General features: G+C 41.9%; 21 protein-coding genes and 2 pseudogenes. 2 read left to right on the top strand and 21 right to left on the bottom strand.

The annotated features are described in order from the left end of the window. Positions 1-468 precede the first annotated feature (468 nt). Both KFT32_RS21615 and KFT32_RS21610 read right to left on the bottom strand, forming a co-directional pair. A complete protein-coding gene (locus tag KFT32_RS21615; protein ID WP_211749547.1) occupies positions 469-696 on the bottom strand; it encodes a hypothetical protein in 228 nt (75 codons plus the stop codon). A 93-nt stretch (positions 697-789) separates the two neighbouring features. Continuing rightward, on the bottom strand, positions 790-1,401 hold the full coding sequence (locus KFT32_RS21610; protein WP_211749546.1) for a stage II sporulation protein M: 612 nt from the start codon (positions 1,399-1,401) through the stop codon (positions 790-792). 114 nt (positions 1,402-1,515) lie between these two features. Here KFT32_RS21610 and pdaB point away from each other — a divergent pair, with 114 nt between their 5' ends. Then, positions 1,516-2,325, top strand: a complete 810-nt coding sequence (pdaB, locus tag KFT32_RS21605) for a polysaccharide deacetylase family sporulation protein PdaB (protein WP_211749545.1) — start codon at positions 1,516-1,518, stop codon at positions 2,323-2,325. Positions 2,326-2,345: 20 nt separating this feature from the next. On the opposite strand, the gene KFT32_RS21600 is transcribed toward pdaB, so the two are convergent. Beyond that, positions 2,346-2,942: a KinB-signaling pathway activation protein gene (locus tag KFT32_RS21600; RefSeq protein WP_211749544.1), complete on the bottom strand. Its 597-nt coding sequence runs from the start codon at positions 2,940-2,942 to the stop codon at positions 2,346-2,348. A gap of 125 nt (positions 2,943-3,067) precedes the next feature. On the opposite strand from KFT32_RS21600, the gene gerD reads away from it, so the two are divergent. Next, on the top strand, positions 3,068-3,862 hold the full coding sequence (gene gerD, locus KFT32_RS21595) for a spore germination lipoprotein GerD (protein ID WP_211749543.1): 795 nt from the start codon (positions 3,068-3,070) through the stop codon (positions 3,860-3,862). Positions 3,863-4,049: 187 nt separating this feature from the next. On the opposite strand, the gene KFT32_RS21590 is transcribed toward gerD, so the two are convergent. The 18 genes and pseudogenes from KFT32_RS21590 to rplO form a co-directional block, all read right to left on the bottom strand. Next, complete coding sequence (locus KFT32_RS21590) at positions 4,050-5,156, bottom strand: Mrp/NBP35 family ATP-binding protein (RefSeq protein WP_211749542.1); 1,107 nt, start codon at positions 5,154-5,156, stop codon at positions 4,050-4,052. 94 nt (positions 5,157-5,250) lie between these two features. Continuing rightward, a complete protein-coding gene (gene cwlD / locus KFT32_RS21585; RefSeq protein ID WP_481856360.1) occupies positions 5,251-5,979 on the bottom strand; it encodes an N-acetylmuramoyl-L-alanine amidase CwlD in 729 nt (242 codons plus the stop codon). 120 nt (positions 5,980-6,099) lie between these two features. Next, on the bottom strand, positions 6,100-7,269 hold the full coding sequence (gene sat / locus KFT32_RS21580; RefSeq protein WP_211749540.1) for a sulfate adenylyltransferase: 1,170 nt from the start codon (positions 7,267-7,269) through the stop codon (positions 6,100-6,102). A gap of 59 nt (positions 7,270-7,328) precedes the next feature. After that, a complete protein-coding gene (locus KFT32_RS21575; RefSeq protein WP_211749539.1) occupies positions 7,329-8,021 on the bottom strand; it encodes a phosphoadenylyl-sulfate reductase in 693 nt (230 codons plus the stop codon). 418 nt (positions 8,022-8,439) lie between these two features. Continuing rightward, positions 8,440-8,835, bottom strand: a complete 396-nt coding sequence (rpsI, locus tag KFT32_RS21570; protein WP_211749538.1) for a 30S ribosomal protein S9 — start codon at positions 8,833-8,835, stop codon at positions 8,440-8,442. Between the two features lie 19 nt (positions 8,836-8,854). Continuing rightward, positions 8,855-9,292, bottom strand: a complete 438-nt coding sequence (gene rplM, locus KFT32_RS21565; RefSeq protein WP_211749537.1) for a 50S ribosomal protein L13 — start codon at positions 9,290-9,292, stop codon at positions 8,855-8,857. Positions 9,293-9,486: 194 nt separating this feature from the next. Continuing rightward, positions 9,487-10,275, bottom strand: a complete 789-nt coding sequence (truA, locus tag KFT32_RS21560) for a tRNA pseudouridine(38-40) synthase TruA (RefSeq protein ID WP_211749536.1) — start codon at positions 10,273-10,275, stop codon at positions 9,487-9,489. Positions 10,276-10,453: 178 nt separating this feature from the next. Continuing rightward, entirely contained in the window at positions 10,454-10,819 is a 366-nt protein-coding gene (gene rplQ / locus KFT32_RS21555; protein WP_160036628.1) for a 50S ribosomal protein L17, read from the bottom strand. Between the two features lie 34 nt (positions 10,820-10,853). Then, positions 10,854-11,798 carry a DNA-directed RNA polymerase subunit alpha gene (locus KFT32_RS21550; RefSeq protein WP_160036627.1) on the bottom strand — a complete coding sequence of 315 codons (945 nt, stop codon included), beginning with the start codon at positions 11,796-11,798 and terminating at the stop codon, positions 10,854-10,856. Positions 11,799-11,931: 133 nt separating this feature from the next. Beyond that, on the bottom strand, positions 11,932-12,327 hold the full coding sequence (gene rpsK / locus KFT32_RS21545; RefSeq protein WP_017692100.1) for a 30S ribosomal protein S11: 396 nt from the start codon (positions 12,325-12,327) through the stop codon (positions 11,932-11,934). A 19-nt stretch (positions 12,328-12,346) separates the two neighbouring features. Continuing rightward, positions 12,347-12,715 carry a 30S ribosomal protein S13 gene (rpsM, locus tag KFT32_RS21540; RefSeq protein WP_076315710.1) on the bottom strand — a complete coding sequence of 123 codons (369 nt, stop codon included), beginning with the start codon at positions 12,713-12,715 and terminating at the stop codon, positions 12,347-12,349. 21 nt (positions 12,716-12,736) lie between these two features. After that, positions 12,737-12,850, bottom strand: a complete 114-nt coding sequence (rpmJ, locus tag KFT32_RS21535) for a 50S ribosomal protein L36 (RefSeq protein ID WP_003333770.1) — start codon at positions 12,848-12,850, stop codon at positions 12,737-12,739. A 158-nt stretch (positions 12,851-13,008) separates the two neighbouring features. Further along, positions 13,009-13,224 carry a translation initiation factor IF-1 gene (gene infA, locus KFT32_RS21530; protein ID WP_018753971.1) on the bottom strand — a complete coding sequence of 72 codons (216 nt, stop codon included), beginning with the start codon at positions 13,222-13,224 and terminating at the stop codon, positions 13,009-13,011. Positions 13,225-13,226: 2 nt separating this feature from the next. Continuing rightward, positions 13,227-13,533 (bottom strand): annotated as a pseudogene (locus KFT32_RS21525) (KOW motif-containing protein). Between the two features lie 130 nt (positions 13,534-13,663). Then, positions 13,664-13,786, bottom strand: a pseudogene (locus KFT32_RS27730) (type I methionyl aminopeptidase); the annotation flags it as partial. A gap of 113 nt (positions 13,787-13,899) precedes the next feature. Beyond that, complete coding sequence (locus KFT32_RS21515; protein WP_211749534.1) at positions 13,900-14,544, bottom strand: adenylate kinase; 645 nt, start codon at positions 14,542-14,544, stop codon at positions 13,900-13,902. 112 nt (positions 14,545-14,656) lie between these two features. Continuing rightward, a complete protein-coding gene (gene secY / locus KFT32_RS21510; protein WP_211749533.1) occupies positions 14,657-15,955 on the bottom strand; it encodes a preprotein translocase subunit SecY in 1,299 nt (432 codons plus the stop codon). After that, complete coding sequence (rplO, locus tag KFT32_RS21505) at positions 15,955-16,395, bottom strand: 50S ribosomal protein L15 (RefSeq protein ID WP_211749532.1); 441 nt, start codon at positions 16,393-16,395, stop codon at positions 15,955-15,957. The genes secY and rplO overlap by 1 nt, the downstream gene beginning before the upstream one ends. Positions 16,396-16,414: the final 19 nt, after the last annotated feature.

The following is a 16,414-nucleotide window of genomic DNA, read 5'->3' as shown; positions in this document are numbered from 1 at the left end:
ACTTAACGTTCTCTTTTTTTCCATTTGTTATGACCAACAAATTGAAATTGTATTACTCACTCATGAGTTTCACTTGCGTAAAACTCCTCGTTGTTCAGTTTTCAAAGATCAAATCTTTCGTCTAACTTCATGTTCATCACCGTTTTTTTAATTTCAGCGGCGACTTTTATAATATATCATGTTCTCTTCTTTAATGCAAGACTTTTTTTTGAAACTTTTTTCGAAAGTCTCTGTAAGCTCCTGCTGACCAGGAATCTTACTCGAAAGGAACGAGTTATAATTTATCACATTTTTGCTGGCTAGGTCAATACTTTTCGCAAAAAAAATATTATGCTATATGCCGATTTCTCTTAACTATGTATTACCACAATCTATTGACCCTAATCACTAACAATTTACGGAGATGAACAAAATCCCCTTCAGCACTGTTGTAAGTTTTACTGAAAGGGATTTTTTTATATCTATTATTTATTTGAACTGTGAAAGCCGTGCATTTCTCGCGTATTTGGATAGTTCTTTTGCTGGTGCAAACCTCGCATACATGCGGAAGACTGTTTTATAACGATTAGCTATAGCATAACGAATTTCACGATCCAACCTAGAATCACCGAGATCGAGCAACATCTCATCGAGTTCTTTGCGGAGTACATAGTCTAGTTCTTTGCATTCCTTCTCATTAAACAACATTCCGAGCATCACAATACTCCTTCATCGTGTTTTTAGTCTGACTTACAAGATGTTTTATTGTTATGCTCATGTTTTGCCAAAAATATGAATCTCTTTTGAAATTTACTGTACAAGCGCAAATGTAATGGTGCTCTCAATAATAGCTGCAACAAACAAAAGAATAACGATCCATATTGATGCGGTCACAGTTTGTTTCATAAATGCACGTAGATTTGTTGTTCTTGCACGAGAGTCCTTATTCAACTCACCCAGATATTTAATAATAAGTACACCGAACTTCAGACCAAACGCACATGCAATTATAATGGCTGGGATTTCTATAATCCCATGAGGAAGTAGTCCTTTTACAACGACGTCATACATACTTACATCCTGTTGCCAGGATAAATGAAGAAGAAAGCCTAAAACTCCCCCATTTATCACAAGAAAGAAGATAGGGATAATACCTGCTAATACACCTGCAAAGATTACAAGTACTGCTTTAACAGCATTATTCCAAAAAATAAACGTAAAAAAGTTCCATTGAATGTGATCTCCTTGCTGTAATTGCTCACTTATTTCTTTTAACCCACTAATTTGCTGGATCATGATATCTTGCAGAGCTCCTGTACTAACCCAACCCAGTACCCCTCCTATTAGAAAAATGATTGTCGCCGCCAAGATATATCTCGACGTGGATTTAAGATCTTTAAGAAAAGTTTGAAAACGAAACATAATGGTCCCCCTTTTTTAGTGTTAGTTCAGAGCATTCAGGTTGCTTGTCATATGTACAAGGTACGAGCATACACTTTAAAGTAAACGAGCTGGTAAATGGAAGGAGCATCGATTATGAATTCATACTTCTATGTGTTAAATGGACGAAAGATCAAGAAATTTCTAATTGTTTTCGCTGCAGCCATCTTCACCCTAGGAATTATTTACGTGGAAACAGAAAATGTTTCTGTATTCTCAGAAGGTGGTACCCCAACCGCTGTTTATAGCGTTCCTACTGAGAAGAAACTAATTGCTTTAACGTTTGATGTTAGCTGGGGAGATAAACGCACCGAACCTATATTAAAAGTACTTGAAGATAAAAAAGTTCAGAAAGCTACTTTCTTTCTGTCCGCTCCATGGTCTAAAACACACCCTGAGATGGTCACCAATATTAAGGACGCAGGATTTGAAATTGGAAGTCACGGGTACAAACACGTGAATTACAGCAGTTTAACAGAAGAGGAAATCCAAAAACAAATCTCCACAGCCCATTCTATTTTAACCGAAGTGTCTGGAAAAGAACCTAACTTAATCCGCCTTCCTAATGGCGATTTTGACAAAAGAGTTCTTCGTATTGCGGACGAACTCAATTATCAGGTCGTTCAATGGGATACCGACTCCCTTGATTGGAAGAATCCGGGTGTCGATCAAATTGTGAATCGTGTCGTGAGTAAAGCTCATCCAGGTGATATTGTTCTCCTTCATGCCAGCGACTCCGTCAAACAAACACATGAGGCATTGCCAATTATTATCGATGAGCTCCGCCAAAAAGGATATGAATTCGTTACTGTATCTGAATTAATTAATCAGTCAAATGTGAAAGGAACCGAAGTACGGGATCAAGCGTTCTTAGATCAACAAATCGAAGATGCTGCTGGACTGTAATCAAAAAGAGCTAACGCGAGTTAGCTCTTTTGCATGGAATCTGATCGAGATACAAGACGGTGAAGTATTAGAATTTGATATGTATTACAAGCAAGAAGCGGAATGACTGTAAACGTAGTTGCCGCATGTTCCCCAATATTTAAGACACCGATTGTTTCAACAATCGTTAATGCGATCATGAAAAATAAAGTCGGAATTAGGGCATTACTATTAGTAGCCTTCACTTTAAAATAAGCGGTTACAAGTGCAGTAGCTAAAATAATAAATCCAAGCAACATATCCGGAATACCTGTTTTACTGTTATCCATAAATATTCGGAAGAACATTAATTCGAGCAAAGCAAGAATTGTTAATGCTAGCTGAATGTAATTCCATGTTTTTAAAGAAAATGTGCCTCTCCCCATATAGTTTAGGATCAAGTAAGCGAAAAAGCCAAGCTGAGAATAGACACTAATCATCGTTCCAGCTCCGAATAAAATAAGAAGATACAACAAGAAATCAGCCGTACCTGAAGGCTTATACTCCCCAGTCGTGAGCAAAAGACCTGTAATTAATGACGCTATTCCGCCAATACATAAGGTTTGCCAAAACAAGTTAAACCATTTCCTTAAATTCAAACCTTTTCCACCTCCAAGTGTATTTTACCAATGATCTCTAAAAAACACCATGGCTTTACAGACATAAATCCTTCCCCTGCCCCACATACTACAATCAGTATTCAGACAAAGGGGATGTGAAGCACGTGAAATGGCATAATTTACGATACTTGTTTATGGTAGGCGGTCTTGCTTCAATTATATCCGGTTGCGGATCTGACAACCAAAGTGCTGCACCACAGAGTAGTTATAAAGAAACAAAATCAATGGTTATTGATATTCTAAAGAGTGATGAAGGTAAAAAAGCAGTGGAAGAAGCTCTTCTTGGGGAAAGTAGCAGCTCCAGTGAAAGTTCAAATAGTGAATCTGAGGGTGGCTCGAATGGTGGTTCAGGCGGTTCCGAAAATAAATCCAGCTCATCTTCTAAAGGATTTGGTATAAAAATGCTTACATCCGGAAGCTCACCAAATGAAATCAGAATGGCCGTTCGAGACACGCTTTCTTCACCTGAGTATAAAAAAGAGTTTGAAGAAATCATGAAGGATCCGAAGTTCGCTGGAGAATTTGCCAAGGTAGTAAATTCTCAAAGCAAACAAATTCATATGGAACTTATTAAAGATCCAACTTATCAAAAATCTATGGAAGACATGTTGAAGTCCCCTGAGATGACTAAGATGTTACTCCAATTAACCCAAACGCCTGATTACCGTAAACAAACGATGACTGTTATGCATGAAGCTATGCAAAACCCCATCTTCCGAATGGAAGTCATGGAGCTCCTACAGGCGGTTGTTAAAGAAGAACTGCAACCCAAAAAAAGTGAAGGCGCTGGCGGTTCTCAAAGCCAAAATGGACAATCTAAGGGGCAAGGAGAAAGCGGCGGTGGAGAAGGTAATGGAAATGAAGGTGGCGGAGGAAGTGGATCAGGTGGTAGTAGCTAGGTGGTAACTTTATTACGTTTAATATTAAGGTGAATTATAATTTATCAGATGAAAAAATAACGGCCAAGCGAATTAGCTCGCTTGGCCGTGTTTTTGAATGATCTGATTTGGGAATGGCCTTAATCACAAAACAGAGTGTGCTCTATTGATCTTTCTCGATTGAACATCAACGTCGTCCGTATACAGATCAGCGAATTAGATGTTTAGCAACTTCGTCATACATACTTCCTATTTCTGTGCTGGCCTTGTACACAGAAGGTGAAAAATCTGGTTCCGAAATATGATTATCTGGTGCTCCGAGTGGGATCTGGGCAAGAAGTTCGGTGTGCAGGCTTTCAGCCAAACGCCCTCCCCCACCTCTTCCAAATACATAATCCTTGGTACCGCAAGAGCTACATTCATAATATGCCATATTTTCTATGACTCCGAGCAACTCGTGATTCGTTTGAATTGCCATAGCTCCTGCTCTCGCAGCTACAAAGGCCGCAGTCGCATGTGGTGTCGTTACTATAATTTCTTTGCTTTGTGGAATCATTTGATGTACGTCAAGCGCAACATCTCCTGTTCCCGGTGGTAAATCAAGCAACATATAATCAAGGTCTCCCCAATTCACGTCACTAAAGAACTGTCTTAACATTTTACCGAGCATGGGCCCTCTCCAAATCACCGGGCTGTTCTCCTGTACAAAGAACCCCATCGACATTACCTTCACACCAAAACGTTCAACTGGTTGGATAACTCCATCTCTAACTACTGGCGCTTCCTCAATACCCATCATATCTGGCACACTAAAACCATAAATGTCGGCATCAATGACGCCTACTTTTTTACCTTGTCTCGCTAGAGCTGCAGCTAAATTGACGGTAACCGTAGATTTTCCCACTCCACCTTTACCACTAGCTATAGCAATGAAGGTCACACCTGAATCAGGATCGAGCAACTCATGGGATTCCATCCCGGCCGCATGGCCTTTCACAAGCACCTCATCATCCGATGGCTCTGTTCCTGTTGTAGAACCTTGTACGGAGCTTGGAAGAACATCCTTTTCAGCGTCTGATGCAAGACGTGTTCTTACATGCACGTCTTTTACACCGGCTTCCTGAAGCAAGGTAGTGGCATTATTTTTTAATGTATTGCGAACGGTTTCATCTTCAGTTAAGCAAATTAAAGTTAAAGCAACGCTACTCTCTTTTACCATGATGTCCCGAATAAACTGCAAGTCTGTAAACAACAGACCGCTAACAGGCTCCTGTAATGAAGAAAGTACTTCTAGTACCTGATCTCTTGATAACATGATGATTGCACCTCAGCTTTATCTATTGGCATGTATTTTCACTCAGATCTTTCTCATACACGTCCATTATATCACTCACCGAGGTGCGGAGGGCCTACTTTTTCATTTTTTCACCAGATGCATATCTCAAAATTCCTTTATATACGGAAGCTGCAACTTTACGCTGATACTCTTCATCGGCGAGAAGTCTTGATTCCTCAGGATGAGAGAGAAAACCAACTTCCACTAAAACGGAAGGCATTTTTAGAGCTTGCAGTAGATATACCGTGTTCACTGTTTTTGCAATTCGATCTGTGTTCTCCAGATTTCTTCGTATCTCATCCTGCACAAGTGCAGCAAAATCCGCATTGTCCTCATGATTAGGATAATAAAACACCTGAGCACCACTCCAGCGGTTAGAAGGAATACTATTCATATGAATGGTAATGAAAAGATCTGCTTTATTGTCATTAATCATCTGAGCTCGCTTCTTCAAATCTTCTGTTTTACGTCTTGCATATGATTTTGTCTCAGGCGATGCCAGATCCATATCCTTCTCTCTCGTCATTACGACTGTAGCACCTGCTTGCTGCAAATAATCACGTAAGTATAAGGCAACTGCTAAATTGATATCTTTTTCAATAATCCCCTGTTTGCTGACTGCTCCTCCATCAGGTCCCCCATGTCCGGCATCTAAAGCTATGACTTTACCTGATAGTGGCAAGCTCCACGAACTCCATGTTTTGGATGCTGGAACCTCATACACTGCGATACAAATGAAGAGCGCTAATAAAAGAGCACCCATCATCAGTTTTTTCATCGTACTTACATGAATCCATACCATAAATTTGTTTGGACGTTGTTTACGCATAAAAAAGCCACCTCCGATCCCATAACTGACCATAATGATCTATATGGGACGAGGTGGACAAATATACCGTTCAAATGGACAATCTTATGAAGACTAGGATGTTACGTGCTCCGTCATCCCTTCAATCAGAATCTGAGCCACTTCTGGACGTGTGAATTCAGGTGGAGGACATTTACCATCACGTAATAGAGCTCTTACTTTAGTACCTGATAAGGTCATATGATCCTCTTTACTATGCGGGCATGTTTTGCTTGAAGCCATGTTACCGCATTTTAAGCAATAGAAACTATGTTCAAAGAACAGTGGAGTAATCTCTAATTCCTCAGGTGTAAAGTTATTAAAAATCTCCTGTGCCTCATAAGTACCGTAGAAGTCCCCTACACCGGCATGATCACGTCCAACGATAAAGTGGGTGCAGCCGTAGTTTTTACGTACAATCGCATGGAAAATCGCTTCTCTCGGCCCTGCATAACGCATTGCTGCTGGAAAGACACCCAAGAAAGTCCGATTCGCAGGATAGTAATTTTCAAGGAGAGCTAGGTAGCTGTTCATACGGACATCAGCAGGTACGTCATCTGACTTTGTTTCACCAACCAGCGGATTGAGGAACAAAGCGTCTACGATCTCCATTGCACTCTTCTGGATATATTCATGAGCACGATGCACAGGATTTCGTGTTTGGAATCCGACGATCGTCTTCCAACCATTTTGTTCAAAAAGCTGCCTTGTTTGCTCAGGGTCAAAATAAAACTCATTAAATTTAGAAGGTTGCTTACGATTTAATACGTAGATAGGTCCGCCTATATAAAATGTTGAGCGTTCAAATAGTTTTTTTACCCCTGGATGCTCCTTATCATTCGTCTTATAAACACGGATCGCTTCTTTATCATGATCCACTTCATAAATACTCTCTACCTTAAGTGTTCCGTATATGATACCATCGTCTTGGCCTGTAAGTGCAATGGTCTCTCCAATGTGGAGAGATGTTGCTGTAATAGCATCTACATCAAGAGTAATAGGAATACTCCAAACAGTACCATCGGCCAGCCTCATTCCTTCAATGACTGACTGGTAATCCGCTTCATTCATAAAGCCTGTAAGTGGAGAGAACGCGCCCACGCCTATCAAATCAAGATCAGAGATGGTCCAGTTACTAATAGATAAACTCCTCAGATCCGCTGCTGCAACAAGCATTTCTTCTCTTTTACTTTCATCTACAATCCGGTTCACTAATATACCGCCGTGAGGTAATATCGAAGCCATGATTTCATCTCCCTATGAACTTTATACACTTTAACATCTATGAAATGGATATGAATACATTATTTATGAAGACCACACTCTGTCTTGTCATTCCCAGACCACCGTCCTGCACGCGGGTCTTCTCCTGGCATAACCTGTCTAGTACACTGTTCGCACCCGATACTTGGATAATTGCGGTCATGCAATGGGTTATAAATCAAGTTATTTTCTTTAATGTAATTCCATACATCTTCATTCGTCCAACCAGCAATCGGATTGAATTTCATGAGTCCAAATTTCGTATCGTACTCCACCTTTTTGGAGTTAGCGCGAGTAGGTGCTTGATCACGCCGAATCCCTGTGATCCAAGCATCATATTGAGACAAAATACGAGTAAGCGGTTCTACTTTTCGTATATTACAGCAAGCATTCGGTTCGGATTTCCATAGTTCTTCTCCATGAGTAGCTGCCTGCTCTGCAGGTGTAATCTTGGGAGATACTCGCACGAAATCAATATGGTATCGCGCTACAAGACGATCTCTTGTTTCATATGTCTCTTTAAAATGAAAATCTGTATCTAGATAAAAAATATCAGTAGAAGGACTGATCTTTTGGAGCATATCCACAAGAACTACATCTTCAGCACCAAAACTGCATGCAAATGTAATGTTTGGGAATGTTTCAACGGCATATTGAATAATATCTTCGGGAGAAGCATCTTCCAGCTCAATTGCCTTCTCTCTTGCCAACTCTTCCTTTTCTAACAGATTCATAATAAAGACCTCCCGTATGGGTAATGTTCTTACACTAAACCGATATAAATGATATGAATTACAATTAAGTATAAATATTTCCAGTTATATGTCAATGCTATATCCAAGGAATTTTGTCAGAATTTTAAATGGATTTATCTTTATATACTCTAAATCGACGAACAACGAACAATGTAAACAAAAAAAGCCCTATCTTCAGAAGAAGAAGGACCTTGTGATTCTGCAAATTACGATTTCTAGAACTGAACGATTATCTAAACCCGAATCAACATTAGTACTAAAACGATATGATCCATATGCTATTAGGAACGCTTATGTATTCTAATAACCAACAAATGAGACTATTAAATTTAGAAATAAAATAAAAGCCCCTGACCATAATGGCCAGAGGCTTTGAGTCCTTGATAACCAAGGAATATTAACGTTTGGAGAACTGAGGTGCGCGACGAGCCGCTTTAAGACCGTATTTCTTACGTTCTTTCATACGTGGGTCACGTGTCAGGAAGCCAGCTTTTTTCAAGCCTCCACGGTACTCAGGGTCTGCTTTAAGAAGTGCACGGGAGATACCGTGACGGATTGCTCCTGCTTGACCTGTAATACCACCACCGTGAGCAATAACGAGGATATCGTAGTTGCTTGTAGTTTCAGTCAGTTCAAGTGGTTGTTTAACGATCAGTTTGAGTGTTTCCAAACCGCCGAAATAATCGTTGATATCACGTTTGTTAATGACAATGCGTCCTTCACCCGGTATAAGGCGAACACGAGCTACCGAATGTTTACGACGACCTGTCCCATAGTATTGTACTTGTGCCATGAAACTGTCCTCCTTTTAATTATCCGCGAAGTTCGTAAACTTCAGGTTTTTGTGCTGCATGTGGATGTTCAGCGCCAGCATATGCTTTCAATCTAAGTTTCATTTGGTTACCCATACGAGTTTTAGGAAGCATGCCGTGTACAGCAAGTTCGATCATACGCTCAGGTTTGTTTTTTACCATGTCTTTTGCAACAGTGACTTTGAGGCCACCTGGATGCATGGAATGACGATAGTAGTTTTTGTTATCCATTTTTTTACCAGTAAGAACAATTTTCTCAGCATTGATGACTACAACGAAATCACCAGAGTCAACATGTGGAGTAAATTGTGGCTTATGTTTACCGCGGATCAGAGCCGCAGCTTCGCTCGCCAAACGGCCAAGCGTTTTGCCTTCAGCGTCAATGATGTGCCAGTTACGCTCAACTTCATTAGGCTTAGCCATATAAGTGGTACGCATGAAAAGATCCTCCTTCAAATATCGCGTTCATAGTACGCATAAATAGTATTCTTTTATATTCGTTAAATGTAGCTGTTAGTTTGATGGATTTAAGTGTATTGCATACTGTTTACTTAAATGGGGCTGTGGGAAAGCCATTAAGAAAACACAACTTATATATTACACGATTAAAAGCTACTTCGCAAGGCATTATCTCAGGTTTTTTTTAGGAGATCTTCGTACTCAACACTCCATAACATTAAACCTTTACTAACCGCTGTAGGACCCGCTGCAGATCGGTCTTGTGCAGCCAGAATATGTTTCATATCCTCCGGCTGCAGTTTCCCCTCTCCCACTTGCAAAAGCGTACCGATAATAATTCGCACCATGTGTTGAAGGAAACCATTACCCGTCACATAAACATGAATGATACCTTGATCTCGAGGATGATCGTCTCTGCACATGGAAGTGTCGTGGACCATTCTCGCCTCATATAAAGTTCTGACATGAGAATCCTTTGTTGAATGGCGCGATGCAAATGAAGTGAAATCATGTGTACCAATTAGGTACGATAGACTTTTTTCCATTGCTTTAAAATCGAGCTTTCCTGGGTGGTGCAACTGCGTTCTCCGATTAAATAGATCTGCAAATTGATTCGCATTGATCGTGTAACGATATGTCTTTCTTTTGGCAGATCGTCTGGAATGAAATGAAAGTGGAACTTCATATGCATCTGTAATCAGGATATCCTCAGGAAGTCTTGTGTTAAGGGCCATACACCAGCGTTCAAGAGGTATCTTGGACTCTGTGTGAAAGTGAAACACTTGCCCTCTTGCATGAACCCCAGCATCTGTCCGACCCGAGGCATGGATTTTGATCTCTTCTCCAGTCAGGAATTTAATCGATTTCTCGATGATGTCCTGAATTGTGTTACCAATGGGCTGGGTCTGAAAACCAAAATAATCCGTCCCGTCATAATTCACACGCATACATATGTTCCGCATTGATCTCACCTCATAATACCATACTAAACACAAACAACCATCTTCATAATGGTAGCAGTTCACAATGAAAAAGAGCTCCTCTCGGAGCTCCTCCCCAAACTAATGCTTGAGGTAAGTGAAAAAAAGGGGCAGTTCAGAACCGAAATCCTGTCCACCCTTCCTTCACTCTCGCCTCATATTACACGCGGTCTACTAATTCCAAGTAAACCATAGGTGCAGAATCACCGCGACGAGGTCCCAGTTTCATGATACGTGTGTATCCACCTGGACGCTCAGTGTAACGTGGTGCAATATCGCTGAACAGTTTTTGGATTGCATCCTGCTCACCATCAATTGTTTCACGGCGCACATATGCAGCAACTTGACGACGTGCGTGCAAATCACCTTTTTTAGCTTTAGTGATCAGTTTTTCAGCGATTGAACGAACTTCTTTCGCTTTAGCTTCAGTCGTTTGAATGCGCTCATACAAGAACAGATCCGTTACGAGGTCACGGAACAATGCTTTACGAGCACTGGAGTTACGACCCAACTTTTGGTATGCCATGTTTTCCCCTCCTTCACTTCAAGCAATCGTGTTGCTACTCTTCTGTACGAAGACCCAAACCAAGCTCTTCGAGCTTCTCTTGCACTTCTTCCAAAGATTTACGACCCAGGTTACGCACCTTCATCATGTCTTCTTCAGTTTTCGTTGTAAGTTCTTGAACCGTGTTGATACCAGCACGCTTCAAGCAGTTATAGGATCGAACAGATAGATCGAGCTCTTCGATCGTCATTTCGAGTACTTTTTCTTTTTTGTCTTCCTCTTTTTCGACCATGATTTCCGCATCTTTCGCTTCGTCTGTTAGACCCACGAAAAGCAGTACATGTTCAGTCAAAATTTTAGCGCCGAGGCTTACTGCTTCTTCTGGACGAATGCTACCATCAGTCCAAATTTCAAGTGTAAGCTTGTCGTAGTTTGTTACTTGACCTACACGCGTATTTTCAACACCATAGTTGACACGCGCAATCGGGGTATAGATCGAATCCACAGGGATGACGCCGATCGGCTGATCATCGCGTTTATTCCGATCTGCCTGGACGTAGCCGCGACCGCGATTGGCATAAATACGCATGTGAAGTCTCGAACCTGGACCAAGAGTCGCGATATGAAGATCCGGATTAAGGATTTCCACGTCACTATCCGCACGAATATCTCCGGCTGTAACAGCCCCTTCACCTTCAGCGTCAATCTCAAGGATCTTCTCTTCATCAGAGTGAATCTTCAAAGACAATGCTTTCAGGTTTAGAATGATTTCCGTTACGTCTTCCATTACGCCAGGAACTGTAGCAAACTCATGCAACACTCCATCGATTTGTACCGATGTAACTGCCGCACCTGGAAGTGAGGAAAGCAAGATACGGCGAAGCGAGTTACCAAGCGTCGTACCATATCCGCGTTCCAGCGGTTCTACCACAAATTTGCCATAAGTGCCATCATCGTTGACGTCTACCGTCTCAATTTTCGGCTTTTCGATTTCTATCACTGCAATACCCCTCCTTCAAAACGTCGGTCCGATATGAAATATTTACCTTATCTAGTGTTACCATGTAGTATGCCTAAACAACCATTATTAACAGATTGTGCCGGATTATACCACACGAAGGGGGCAAATCTCATTAGACACGACGACGTTTTGGAGGACGGCATCCGTTATGTGGCACAGGAGTTACGTCTTTGATCAGGTTAACTTCAAGACCAGCAGCTTGCAAAGAGCGAATCGCTGCTTCACGGCCAGCACCTGGACCTTTAACCATAACTTCAACTGCTTTCATGCCGTGTTCCATTGCAGCTTTAGCTGCAGTTTCTGCTGCCATTTGCGCTGCGAATGGAGTCGACTTACGGGAACCTCTAAATCCAAGACCGCCGGAGCTTGCCCAAGAGATAGCGTTACCGTGTGGATCCGTAATAGTAACAATTGTGTTATTGAACGTGGAACGAATATGAGCCACGCCAGACTCAATATTTTTACGGTCACGACGTTTAGTACGTACGACTTTTTTCGGTTTAGCCATTGTAGATTATCCTCCCTTCTTATTTCTTTTTGTTTGCTACAGTACGACGAGGACCTTTACGCGTACGAGCATTTGTTTTAGTACGTTGTCCACGAACAGGAAGTCCACGACGGTGACGAACACCACGGTAACAACCGATCTCAGTCAAACGTTTAATATTTAAAGAAATTTCTCGACGAAGGTCACCTTCTACTTTAACCGTTTTGTCGATACCATCACGTAATTTGCTCACTTCATCTTCCGTAAGATCACGGACACGAGTATTTGGACTAATGCCTGTTTCGCTCAGAATTTTCTGGGAAGTCGTTTTACCGATTCCGAAAATGTAAGTCAAGGCGATCTCAACGCGTTTATCACGTGGCAAATCCACACCAGCTATACGAGCCATTTTACGCTACACCCCCTTCTATTAACCTTGTTTTTGTTTGTGTTTCGGATTTTCGCAGATGACCATTACATTACCTTTGCGGCGAATGACTTTGCATTTTTCGCAGATAGGTTTTACAGAAGGTCTTACCTTCATGTTGATTACCTCCTCAAAGTTTTACGATGAGTAAAACTGACTTCGAAAGCATGCTAACAGCCAGATGATACACAATCCATGTACATAGCGTACACCAGAATACGATACCATGCAAAGCTGTTATAAACCTTCATCGTTATTTCAGAAAATACGCCTTACTATTTACGATAAGTTATGCGCCCTTTTGATAGGTCATAAGGCGATAACTGAACAACCACTTTATCTCCTGTCAGAATGCGGATAAAGTGCATCCGCAGTTTGCCGGAAACGTGAGCTAGAATTTGATGACCATTCTCAAGCTCTACTTTGAACGTTGCGTTGGGAAGCGGTTCAATGACCGTTCCTTCCACTTCAATGACATCTTCTTTGGCCACAGTTAGTCTCCTTTCTCTTCAGCTTTGAACTTCGCCTACATTTAAGAACTGTTGAACTGCATAACGCAGTTTTCCGTTCGTTACCCGTCCAACTTCGTTTAAGCTGTTCACAACCTCGCTGCTAATCATCGGCTGGGGTTCCAGGTGAAGAAGATTCTTCTTCTTCCGTCCGTCAAACTTACGTTTGTCTCCGTCAGCAATATACACGAACCTGTTGTCCTCAACAGCGATGACTACTGCAATCTGACCGGCATCTCTGCCTCGAAGTATTTTCACGATCTGTCCGACTTGTGGGATTTTCTGATTCATCGTTTCATCACCTACGCATCTCGCTTTCGTAAAAATGACATCCTGTCTGGTTAAGAACAAGGGTAAGTTCTTGAGCACACAGCACATTGTCATACGACATTGTATCCATCTGAACGTTGTTCGACGTTTCATGCACTCTTCGTTCATCGACTGAAGTACAAATACTGGCAGGAAAACCGTTATAACCTGTGAAAGACGGCACAGCCCCTTGACTGCGATTATGTTGATCAGTCATTTGGTCAAGTTCTCCGGACAAAACCTGAGCAAGACGGTGAAATACACGATCATCACGCACTAAAGTATGAGATAATCTTGCATCACAGTTTGATCCCAGTTCTGCATCGGACTTACAAATGATCATTACCATTAACCTCGCAGTAAGGATACGATCTCTTGCGATACCGCATGAATTTCCTGTTCCCCGTCGATTTGACGCAGAAGACCTTTGTTCTCATAAAACGTGAGGAGTGGTGCAGTTTTGTTGATATATTCGTCAAGGCGAGTACCTACGCTCTCTTCATTATCATCAGAACGTTGATACAATTCGCCGCCGCATTTATCACAAATGCCTTCCTGTTTAGGCGGGTTAAAAACAACATGATACGTAGATCCGCAATTTTTGCACAAGCGACGACCCGTTAGACGAGCCAGAAGTTTGTCACGGTCTACTTTCAAATTGATGACATGATCCAAACCAGTATTAAGACGTTCAAGAATACCATCAAGCGCTTCTGCTTGAGAAATGGTTCTTGGAAATCCATCCAAAAGAAACCCTTTCTTGCAGTCAGGCTGCTGAAGGCGTTCTTCAACAATACCGATTGTAACATCGTCTGGTACAAGCAAACCTTGATCCATGTATTCTTTAGCTTTCATCCCGATAGGAGTTCCCTGTTTGATCGCCAAGCGAAATGCATCACCTGTCGAAATATGAGGAATGCCGAATTCATTTACAATTGCTTCTGCTTGTGTCCCTTTTCCTGCCCCAGGAGGGCCCATGAATAAAATGTTCACGTTATGTCACTCCCTCCAAGACTATCCCTTCAACAAGAAACAGCACAATAGGTGCCGGCTCTGGCAACTTATCATAGAAATGATAGGTTGCTTTATATACCGGAACCTATGGCTACTTATTGATGAAACCTTTGTAATGGCGTTTGATCAATTGACTTTCGATTTGCTTGGTCGTATCCAGCGCTACACCAATTACGATCAGCATGGATGTACCTGCAAGTTGTGCAACTTGCGGCAAACCAGAAAGTGAACCCAAGAATACAGGTAGAACGGAGATGACAGCCAAGAACAAAGCTCCGGTCATAGTCAAACGAGTCATGACACGGGACAAGTATTTCTCAGTTGCTTTACCCGGGCGAATGCCTGGGATATAACCACCATTCTTTTTCATGTTATCAGCCATTTGTTGCGGGTTCATCTGCACGAAAGTGTAGAAGAACGTAAAGCCGATAATCATGAGTACATAGAGCACCATACCAAGCGGTTTGTCATAAGACAAATGCTCAGTTACCCACCGAGCCCAAGGCAAATCCGCCCAGAAAGAAGCGATAATCACCGGGAACTGCAGGAGTGATACAGCGAAGATGACAGGGATAACACCAGCCGCGTTAATTTTCAACGGGATATGAGTGTTTTGTCCTCCGTACATTTTGTTACCTACAACACGTTTAGCATATTGAACCGGAATTTTCCGAATCGCTTGCTGGATGTAGATAACCCCTACGACTGTTAACAAGAGAACGAGTGCCACGATAATCACTTTAAGTGTATTCATGAACACTTGATCAGCCTGAATAAATTCAGATTCAACTGTAGTACGAATTACATTAGGAACGGTAGACACGATACCTGCAAAGATAATGATGGAAATCCCGTTACCAATACCTTTTTCAGTAATCTGCTCACCAAGCCACATGAGGAATGAAGTACCTGCAGTCAACACGATCGCAATGACAACATAGTCAATGAATGTCGCATTCGGTACCATTTCCTGACCATACAAACGGTTGAAACCAATAGATGTACCAAAAGCCTGGATTAACCCCAAAATTACTGTACCATAACGTGTGAGCTGTGCAAGTTTCTTCTTACCATGCTCACCTTGTTTAGCCCATTCCGCAAGTTTCGGAATAACATCCATCGACAGAAGCTGTACAATGATGGATGCTGTAATATATGGCATAATCCCGAGCGCAAAGATGGAGAATTGGAACAACGCTCCGCCCGAGAATGTGTTTAGAAGACCAAACAATTCTCTGCCTTGCGAATCTGCCGCAGTGAAAACTTCTTTGTTAACTCCGGGAACCGGAACAAAGGAGCCAATGCGATAGATTATCAGAACAAAGAGAGTGAATAAAATCCGTTTCCGCAGATCTTCAACTCGCCATATATTCTTTAAGGTTGTGAGCATTAGATCACCTCGGTTTTACCGCCGGCAGCTTCGATTTTCTCTACCGCAGATTGAGAGAACTTGTTCGCTTTTACTGTCAGTTTCACAGTAACTTCGCCATTACCCAGAATTTTGATTCCGGATTTTGTGTTTTTCACAATACCCGAATTAACCAAAATTTCTGGAGTTACTTCAGTACCTGCTTCAAAACCGTTCAGATCGTCAAGATTCACAACCGCATACTCTTTACGAGTAGGGTTAACGAAACCGCGTTTAGGCAGACGACGATACAATGGGTTTTGACCACCCTCGAAGCCCGGACGAACGCCACCGCCAGAACGGGAGTTTTGACCTTTGTGACCGCGACCTGAAGTTTTACCCATACCACTGGAAGTACCACGTCCAACGCGTTTGCGTTCTTTGCGGGATCCAGGTGCTGGAGAAAGTTCATGTAACTTCATAGTTGCACCTCCTTAATGA

Origin of the sequence: Paenibacillus sp. Marseille-Q4541 (genome assembly GCF_018310695.1) — a bacterium.
Taxonomy (GTDB): domain Bacteria; phylum Bacillota; class Bacilli; order Paenibacillales; family Paenibacillaceae; genus Paenibacillus.
The sequence above is the reverse complement of the archived record's forward strand: the minus strand, read 5'-3'. Positions and strand labels throughout refer to the sequence as shown.